The sequence below is a fragment of the Mesorhizobium sp. M5C.F.Ca.IN.020.29.1.1 genome (assembly GCF_003997375.1).
Taxonomy (GTDB): Bacteria; Pseudomonadota; Alphaproteobacteria; order Rhizobiales; family Rhizobiaceae; genus Mesorhizobium; species Mesorhizobium wenxiniae.
In genome coordinates this window covers 1-511 of sequence record NZ_RZSW01001167.1, presented here as the reverse complement: position 1 = coordinate 511, position 511 = coordinate 1, and the positions used below count along the sequence as shown (strand labels likewise).

Below are 511 nucleotides of genomic sequence, written 5' to 3'. Positions count from 1 at the left end.
CGCTCACACGCTGCGGTCCCTCTTCGCGGGCATGGCGCACCACCTCGCTGAATCGCGCCTTCGCGTCCTCGAGCTTCCACCGTCCTGTCGCCGGACGGGTTGCCGTCCGCGCCTTCTTCGTCACTTGTGTCTGCTTGCCCATCGTCTCACACCTAGTCAGCTAGTCAGACATATAGCACTGGCCCGGCGATGACGCCAGCATCGGCGACAAGACACCGTGGCATCGGGCCCCTGCGCCAGCGCTCCAATCCCGCTCTCTCGTGATGGCTTTCCTGGTGCGGCTGCGGATCTTCCACGATCAACCCGCAAGGGGTCCGCTAGCAAGCTGCGGCCGCTCGGCTTCGCCTTCGCGGTGATCGCGCCCGCCGCCGCACACTGACGGAGCCATCGAGCGGGAATTGGCCCGCTTCCCAAGATGGAGCCCTCAGATGTCCCACGATCTCACCCTCGCCCAGAAAGCCGCCTGGCACCTCGCCCGCACCCTCATGGCCCCCGTGGTTCTCTTCCAGGT

At 66.1% G+C, this 511-nt stretch carries 1 protein-coding gene; it reads right to left on the bottom strand.

Annotated features, from left to right (window positions below):
* The coding region (locus EOA85_RS36860) for a type II toxin-antitoxin system prevent-host-death family antitoxin (RefSeq protein ID WP_127212841.1) at positions 1-142 on the bottom strand (142 nt) is incomplete at its 3' end.
* Positions 143-511: the final 369 nt, after the last annotated feature.